Here is a 6,829-nt window from a genome sequence, read left to right as displayed (position 1 = left end):
CTGATTTTACGTCGATCATCAGATAGTTTGTAGCCTGTTAGTTTATACTCAACCGAACGACTATGCTTTTTAAACCGAGGAAAACCCTTTTTGACCGGTATCTTGGCATGACAATTCTGGTAAAACCTAGTAATTGATTGCCAGGCTCTATCAGCAGCCGATTGACGAGCTTGAGAGTTTAATTTATTAACCCATGGTGTCTCTTTATTGTTAGCTAGTACCGCGCAAAGTTTTTGGAGATCATTGCGGGTTGTTCCTTTATTTTCTATCCAATAACGAACACAAGAGTTACGCACAAACTGAGATGTCCTAATTGCTTCATCTAGTCTTTGGTATTGTTCTGGTGTCCCGTTTTTTAACTTGGCTTCTACGACTAGCATCGATTAATCCTCGACCCTGGATAAGTTAAGTATAACACAGTTTACCTACAAATGGTAGAATTAAAATCGTGCTTCGCAGTCAATATCCTGGTCGGATTTCATCCCCCGCAAAGGTTGATGTCTTGTCGAAAAATTTAGCGGGGCATTCATCCGACATTTTAGGTAACCGAATTAGCCTAACTCGACTGCGATTTTATCCTTCCCTCCCGCACTCACCATATCGACGGTTTGACATCCTCACAATCAGATTAGAATACGGATAAAAAATTTTGACTTTGCTGGTATCAGATGCGAGTTTTTCTGCCGATTCTCTGTTTATGTCTAGGAATAGGGGAATTTTTCCTTAATCCCCCCATTAGTCCGGGCAATTCCCTTCCCGCAACCACGGTAACTCGAACGGAAACCCGTTTGCTGCTGAATTTAAAAAAAAGACGAGTTTTTGTTTACCAAGGACAGAAAATAATCGCTTCTTACCCAGTGGCGATCGGTCGCCGGGGTTGGGAAACCCCGACGGGACAATTTAGGGTGATTCAGATGGTGCGGGAACCAGTCTGGGAACATCCTTTCACCGGGCAACTGGTGCCATCGGGAAAAAACAACCCTTTGGGGGCGCGTTGGATCGGATTTTGGACCGATGGCGCGAATTTTATCGGTTTTCACGGTACACCGCAAGAAAATCTCATCGGCCGGGCCGTCTCCCACGGTTGCGTCAGGATGCGCGATCGAGATATAAAGGCTTTATTTGAAAAGGTACAAATCGGCACTTCAGTGATAGTAATCGCTCAATAAGTAGGGTCTGCTGAAAAAGTTTCTTGGTGAGGTTAGGAGTCGGTCGTCGGTCGTCAGGCGTAATTTAGATAGTCAACAGTTTAAAATGAGAGAAACTAAGCCAAGAGGATAAGCGGTGAATATTATTGAACTAATCGGGATCGTGGCGGGAATATTAACCACTGTCTCCTTTTTACCCCAAGTGATTAAAACTTGGCGTTATCGTTCGGCTAAGGACTTGTCCCTAACTATGTTTATTTGCTTTTGTCTGGGGGTTTTTCTTTGGCTAATCTACGGGATTTATATGAGCAGTAAACCGATTATTGTCGCTAATTTTGTTACTTTTATCTTAGCGGGGACAATTCTCTATTTTAAGATTAAATATGATTAAAACAACTGACAATCCCTTGCATCCCTATTTGCTCACGTCATGACAATTCTACAATTTATCCCCACATCTAGCCACGGAGAGCGGATTTTTAGGTTAATTTATCTCAAATGTCGGGGTGAAGACCCTCAGTTTTACTGATGGGATGAAACCGTTCGGCTGAACTCACGGCCGAAGCCCCGACCAACCTAGAACAGCACTTCGACAAGCTCAGTGACACGAAGCACGATTAAAGGTCTAAAAGTCCTATCGAACAATGTTTTTAGATTTATTCAGCCAACCCTATCTAGGGTGTTTTTGAGACTTTTTCCATCTATATATAGCCAATTTATATCATCTCTTTGTCCATATTCTTGTAATGCCCATTCATTAAACACTTTTAACAAAGCCATTTAACTCCCATCATTACCCTTCTAATTGTTGAATAGGATGGGACTCTTTCTGGAATTATGTTAAATTCTTGACTGAGCCTGTGCCGATTATTTTTAGCAAACTCTCCTAGCTCTCTATAACTTAAGTATCCTAGCATTGTTCCCAGTATTATTACTACTAATACTATCCATAAAGGGTGTCTTTTTCCTTGATCTTTCCGAAAGTCCTTGACTTGTTTCAGTTTTTCTATTAAGCTCAACATATATTTAAAAGGTTGGCGGTCACTTCTCATTTTACAAAGACAGTGATCGCTTTTACTTTTGATATTCTGATGGGAGAATGAAATAGCCCTACGTTGATGCGACCACCCTAAAAAAGTGGCGTGGTGAGGAATCGCCGTCCGTTTTACGGCGGCGAGGATGTCAAATGATCGAGTTAAACCTTAGCCCAAGATTCTACCATGGAGATCGAACGTCTTAACGCCCTTTCCGATAATTATATTTTCCTTCTCTACGATCGAGCGCAAAAAATCGCAGCCGTGGTGGATCCGGCGGAAACTGAACCCGTTTTCAGGCGATTAGAGGCTTTACAGGTGGATTTAGTCGCTATTTTCAATACCCATCACCACGGCGACCATGTGGGGGCTAATCAGGCTTTAATTAATCGTTATCCCCATCTTTGTGTTTATGGGGGAAAGGAGGATCGCGGTCGCATTCCGGGGCAGCAGCTGTTTTTAGCGGAGGGGGATCGGGTGGAATTTGCCGGTCGCTCGGCCGAGGTTTTCTTTGTCCCCGGCCACACTCGCGCTCATATTGCCTACTATTTTCCCCCGGTTAACCCCGGAGATTACGGCGAGTTATTCTGTGGTGATACCCTGTTTTCGGGGGGTTGTGGTCGTTTATTTGAGGGAACACCGGGGCAAATGGTGGCTTCTTTAACTAAATTGCGATCGCTGCCTGACCAGACCAGGGTTTGGTGCGCTCACGAATATACGTTAAATAATTTAAAGTTTGCCTTGACAGTTGACCCTAATAATGCTGCTCTGCAACAGCGTTATCGGGAAGTGGAGAAAGATCGCGCTGAAGATCTTCCCACGATTCCAGCAATTTTGGGGACGGAAAAGCTGACTAATCCTTTTTTGCGTTGGGATAGTCCCGCTTTGGCCATGACCATGGACAGCAATGAACCAGTACAAGTGTTTGCACGGCTGCGGGGGAAAAAAGATAATTTTTAAGTGGTAGCTAAGTAGGTAGGTGTTAAAAACTGTCAAAACCCCCCTGATTAAGGGGGGTAGGGTTGATTGATGGTAGGGTTGATTCATGAATCAACCCTACTAGGGGGTAGGGGGGATCAAAGGCAAAATCTATCTCTACAAGCTCAAGGGTTGCGGATCTAACTTCAAATCGGCAAGACTGACATCACCGTGACCATTTACCGCCACCTCTAGGGGCAAATTGCCGTGATAAGCTTGGATTAACAGGTTTTTTAAGTCCTCGATCAGGGGATAACGGGGATTGGCTCCGGTACACTGATCATCGAAAGCTTGTTCGGCTAAATGGTCTAATTTGGCCATAAATTCGGCTTCAGTTTCGGGAATTACCTCTTTGATACTGGCCGGAATACCGATTTCCCGTTTTAAACATTCGATCGCTAATACCAATCTTTCCACACTTTCGGTCTCGCTTTCTCCTCCCAATCCCAGAGAATGGGCGATCCTGGCATAGCGCCACTTCACGTTAGGATATTTGTACTGAGAGAAGGTGGCCTGTTTAAAGGGGGCATCGGTGGCATTATAGAGGATGACGTGGGAAATCATCAAGGCATTGGCCAGACCGTGGGGAATATGGAAAATTGCCCCCAATTGGTGGGCCATGGAGTGACAGATGCCTAAAAAGCCATTAGCGAAGGCCATTCCTGCCATTGTCGCCGCATAATGGACTTTTTCCCGCGCTTTCGGGTCTTTAGCTCCGTTATGATAGGAACTGGGCAAGTATTTAAACAGCAGTCGGATGGCATCTTGAGCAAGAGCATTGGTGTACTCTGAGGCTAAAACCGAGACGTAGGACTCAAGAGCGTGAGTTAACGCGTCAATTCCGCCGTAGGCTGTTAATTTTTTCGGCATATTCAGCACTAATTCCGGATCGACAATTGCCATGCTGGGAGTTAGGGCATAATCTGCCAGAGGATACTTAATATTATTACGGCGATCGGTCACGACGGCGAAGGGAGTCACTTCTGATCCTGTTCCCGAAGTGGTGGGAATACAAACCATGAGAGCTTTTTCGCCTAAAGGAGGCAATTCATAGACTCGTTTGCGGATATCCATAAAACGCATGGCCAAGCTCTCGAATTCTATCTCTGGATGCTCGTAGAGTAGCCACATGATTTTAGCGGCATCCATGGGGGAACCACCACCGATAGCGATAATCACATCGGGATTGAAGGTATTAATCACGCTTAAACCGCGTTCGACGGTTTCCAGGGAAGGATCGGGTTCCACATCATAAAAGATATTAACCGTGATGCCGATTTCTTCTAAAATTTCCTGTAAAGGTGCGGTAACTCCTAGGTCAAAAAGAGGTTTATCGGTGACAATAAAGGCCCGTTTTTTGCCGGCTAATTCCCGAATAGCGATCGGTAATGCTCCGTATTTAAAATATACTTTTGGTGGTACTCGGAACCAAAGCATATTTTCCCGGCGCTCGGCTACGGTTTTAATATTTAATAGGTGGGTAGGTTCGACGTTTTCGCTGATGGAATTACCGCCCCAAGTGCCACAACCGAGGGTTAAACTAGGATCGAGACGGAAGTTATAGATATCACCGATCGCACCCTGGGAGGAAGGGGTATTAATTAATACCCGGGCCGTTTCTACGTTGTCTTCAAAGCGCTTAATATTTTCCCGATTGGAGGGTGCGGTATAAAGCACGGCCGTATGACCTCGACCGGCAAATAAGACCAGTTTTTCGGCTTTTTTTACCCCATCTTCAAAGTCTTTTGCCCGGTACATGGCTAAAATTGGCGAGAGTTTTTCGTAGGAAAATGGTTCCTCTAAGCCAATATTTTCCACTTCTCCGATTAGTAAGCGGGTATCTTCGGGAACAGAAATTCCAGCCATGGCGGCTAATTTTTCTACCGGTTGACCGACGATATCGGGGTTGATATGACCATCTTTTAGGAGAATCCCGACGACTTTTTGCCTTTCTTCGGGGGAAAGAAGATAGGCCCCGCGATCAATAAATTCCTGTCGAACTTCTTCATAGATGCTATCGACAACGATTACCGATTGTTCGGAGGCACAAATCATGCCGTTATCGAAGGTTTTACTGAGAATAATCGAGGAAACAGCCATTTTTATGTGAGCGGTTTCGTCCACTAAAGCGGGGGTATTGCCGGCACCGACTCCTAGGGAAGGTCTTCCCGAAGAATAGGCCGCTTTTACCATACCAGGGCCGCCGGTAGCAAGGATTAAATTAATGCTGGGATGTTGCATTAATGCTTGGGAAAGTTCCACCGATGGCTGATCGATCCAACCAATAATACCGGCCGGTGCGCCCGCTTTGACGGCCGCTTCTAAGACTATTTTGGCCGCTGCGATGGTGCAGTCTTTGGCTCGCGGATGGGGAGAAAAAATGATGCCGTTGCGGGTTTTCAGGGCAATTAGGGCTTTAAAAATGGCTGTGGCGGTGGGATTTGTGGTGGGTACGATCCCCGCTAAAATGCCCACGGGTTCGGCGATTTTTTGCAATCCAAAGGATTTATCTTCTTCGATAATGCCGCAGGTTTTGCTGTGTTTATACTTGTTGTAGATGATTTCTGAGGCAAAATGGTTTTTAATCACTTTATCCTCTATTACTCCCATCTCTGTCTCTTGTACGGCCATTTTAGCTAGGGGAATGCGAGCGTTGTTGGCTGCTAATGCCGCTTTTTTGAAGATAATATCTACTTGTTCTTGGCTATAGTTGGCAAATTGTTGTTGAGCTTTTTTTACCTGTTGAATCAGTTCTTCTAGCTCTTGTCTATTGGTAACTGTCATAACAATTTTGTGGATAAAATTACGGATTTTATGCTACTATAGCCTTTTTCGCCAAGAGATTCGCTTAATCTTGGGATTTTCTTTATAGTTTCCTAAGCATTGGTATTATAGAATACTAATCCTAAATCCATTGAGCATAGGTAACATATGAGGACAGGCACTCATACAAGAGGCACTCATGCAAAGGGGAGAATAAATAATCAGTTTTTAATAACTGGATTTAGTATAAATTAGGATTGACCAGTACCTAGAAAAAGTTTGAGGACAGAGACTCAATGATCAAGTTACCAGAAATTCAAGCTGGTGTTCGAGAAGCTGGTTCTATTCCGCGCTCCTTGAGTGAAAAGTTTAAAGTTGATCACAGCTTGGCAACGGATTCAGGGTGAGATTCAACATCAAACTAGGATATCTCTAAACTCTAGAAAATCAATATCTTCAGAGCCACCGAATCAAAGAGAATTAAATCACTCAATTTTGATGGTGTTTTGAATGATTAATCTAAACCCAGTTTCTTGGCGAAATTTTTCCATCCTCTCCGTTTGTGAAGTCTGAAAGTTAGGCTTTTTGTTATTAGCAATGTAGGCTTTTCTAGATGAATAATCCTCTATACCATGATTTTCAATAAATACCCGAATTGTGTTTCTTAGTTGCTCTTCTCCGTCTCCTACCCACCCCGAATTTTTCCCCTTTCGTTCTTTTAATTCTACAAAAATCAAACAATTAGCATAGGTCAGCATTCCATCACAGCGTTTATCCATACCACCACTACCATCGACTTTTCTAATTTCAATACATTTATCAATAGCGGTAAATGTCGCTTCAATTTCTTGAGAGTTTTCCACAATAGCAATCCAATCACTGGGATTTTCTGTATCTAAATAAGCG

5 protein-coding genes and 2 pseudogenes are annotated in these 6,829 nt (G+C 43.9%); 3 read left to right on the top strand and 4 right to left on the bottom strand.

Going from position 1 to position 6,829, the window contains the following annotated elements; translation table 11 throughout:
* Positions 1-380 (bottom strand): annotated as a pseudogene (locus IQ242_RS12945) (RNA-guided endonuclease TnpB family protein); the annotation flags it as partial.
* Positions 381-668: 288 nt separating this feature from the next.
* Here IQ242_RS12945 and IQ242_RS12940 point away from each other — a divergent pair.
* Together IQ242_RS12940 and IQ242_RS12935 are read left to right on the top strand one after the other, a co-directional pair.
* Complete coding sequence (locus tag IQ242_RS12940; protein WP_193960254.1) at positions 669-1,169, top strand: L,D-transpeptidase; 501 nt, start codon at positions 669-671, stop codon at positions 1,167-1,169.
* Positions 1,170-1,284: 115 nt separating this feature from the next.
* Positions 1,285-1,539 (top strand): SemiSWEET transporter, encoded by a 255-nt coding sequence (locus tag IQ242_RS12935; RefSeq protein ID WP_002743903.1) that lies wholly within the window; start codon positions 1,285-1,287, stop codon positions 1,537-1,539.
* 284 nt (positions 1,540-1,823) lie between these two features.
* On the opposite strand, the pseudogene IQ242_RS12930 reads toward IQ242_RS12935, so the two are convergent.
* Positions 1,824-2,170, bottom strand: a pseudogene (locus tag IQ242_RS12930) (transposase family protein); the annotation flags it as partial.
* A 198-nt stretch (positions 2,171-2,368) separates the two neighbouring features.
* On the opposite strand from IQ242_RS12930, the gene gloB reads away from it, so the two are divergent.
* Positions 2,369-3,142: a hydroxyacylglutathione hydrolase gene (gene gloB / locus IQ242_RS12925; RefSeq protein ID WP_193960253.1), complete on the top strand. Its 774-nt coding sequence runs from the start codon at positions 2,369-2,371 to the stop codon at positions 3,140-3,142.
* A 135-nt stretch (positions 3,143-3,277) separates the two neighbouring features.
* Here the strand turns inward: gloB and adhE are convergent, their stop codons facing one another.
* Together adhE and IQ242_RS12915 are read right to left on the bottom strand one after the other, a co-directional pair.
* Positions 3,278-5,944: a bifunctional acetaldehyde-CoA/alcohol dehydrogenase gene (gene adhE / locus IQ242_RS12920; RefSeq protein WP_193960252.1), complete on the bottom strand. Its 2,667-nt coding sequence runs from the start codon at positions 5,942-5,944 to the stop codon at positions 3,278-3,280.
* 464 nt (positions 5,945-6,408) lie between these two features.
* The coding region (locus IQ242_RS12915) for a hypothetical protein (protein WP_193960251.1) at positions 6,409-6,829 on the bottom strand (421 nt) is incomplete at its 5' end.

Origin of the sequence: Microcystis sp. LEGE 08355 (assembly GCF_015207185.1) — a bacterium.
GTDB classification, from domain to species: Bacteria; Cyanobacteriota; Cyanobacteriia; order Cyanobacteriales; family Microcystaceae; genus Microcystis; species Microcystis panniformis.
The sequence above is the reverse complement of the archived record's forward strand: the minus strand, read 5'-3'. Positions and strand labels throughout refer to the sequence as shown.

Excerpts from the sequence above, each read along its gene's own strand:
- adhE (WP_193960252.1), bottom strand. The coding sequence starts at position 5,944 with ATGACAGTTACCAATAGACAAGAGCTAGAAGAACTGATTCAACAGGTA.
- IQ242_RS12940 (WP_193960254.1), top strand. The coding sequence starts at position 669 with ATGCGAGTTTTTCTGCCGATTCTCTGTTTATGTCTAGGAATAGGGGAA.
- gloB (WP_193960253.1), top strand. The coding sequence starts at position 2,369 with ATGGAGATCGAACGTCTTAACGCCCTTTCCGATAATTATATTTTCCTT.